The 568-nt window shown below is 41.4% G+C and carries 2 protein-coding genes; one reads left to right on the top strand and one right to left on the bottom strand.

The features are described 5' to 3' along the window. A partial coding sequence (locus ABFX15_RS08130; RefSeq protein WP_346024960.1) for a transposase occupies window positions 1–161 on the bottom strand: 161 nt, incomplete at its 3' end. A gap of 206 nt (window positions 162–367) precedes the next feature. Between ABFX15_RS08130 and ABFX15_RS08135 the strand changes: the two genes are divergently transcribed. Continuing rightward, window positions 368–568 (top strand): hypothetical protein (locus tag ABFX15_RS08135; RefSeq protein ID WP_346024959.1); only part of this gene is annotated, 201 nt, incomplete at its 3' end.

The following is a 568-nucleotide window of genomic DNA, read 5'->3' on the forward strand; positions in this document are numbered from 1 at the left end:
CATTCGATGAGAGTGATGTTGTAGTTTGTACTAATTCTTAGAAACATATCTTTGGCGTAATCTGAAACAGGGGGAGTGATGACTTTTCTTCGATACTTTATAACTAAGACAAGGTGGTAACAATTCGAGAAGACTGAATGATTGTTGTTGTCCAGTTCCATTGGTGTCACTTCCTTTCTGTTGGTTACCACTGAATATAGTATACAACAAAAATGACAGATTAACCACTTCAAGCTATCGCTTGACCGACATTCATCCCCCACTTTCACTGGTGCTTCGCACCCATACGCTTAGAAGTGGGAGACTTCTTTCGGAATTACGTTAAATAAAAGAACATACGTTCGTTTTCAGGAGAGAGGTGAAGCGAGTGAAAAAAGAACAGACCGATACCTGTGTTAAAGTGCTCAAAGTAAAATTAAAGCCGACTAAAGAACAAGCAGCTGAATTGACCCGGCTATCCAAAGAGTATATTTATCACGCCAACCAGCTTGTCCAGCAGGCTGTATCAGATGGCCGCTTTCCAACAGTCACTTCCAGACACATTGAGACGTCTATTCCTTCGGTAGTC

This window comes from Alkalibacterium indicireducens (genome assembly GCF_039522005.1).
GTDB lineage: Bacteria > Bacillota > Bacilli > Lactobacillales > Carnobacteriaceae_A > Alkalibacterium > Alkalibacterium indicireducens.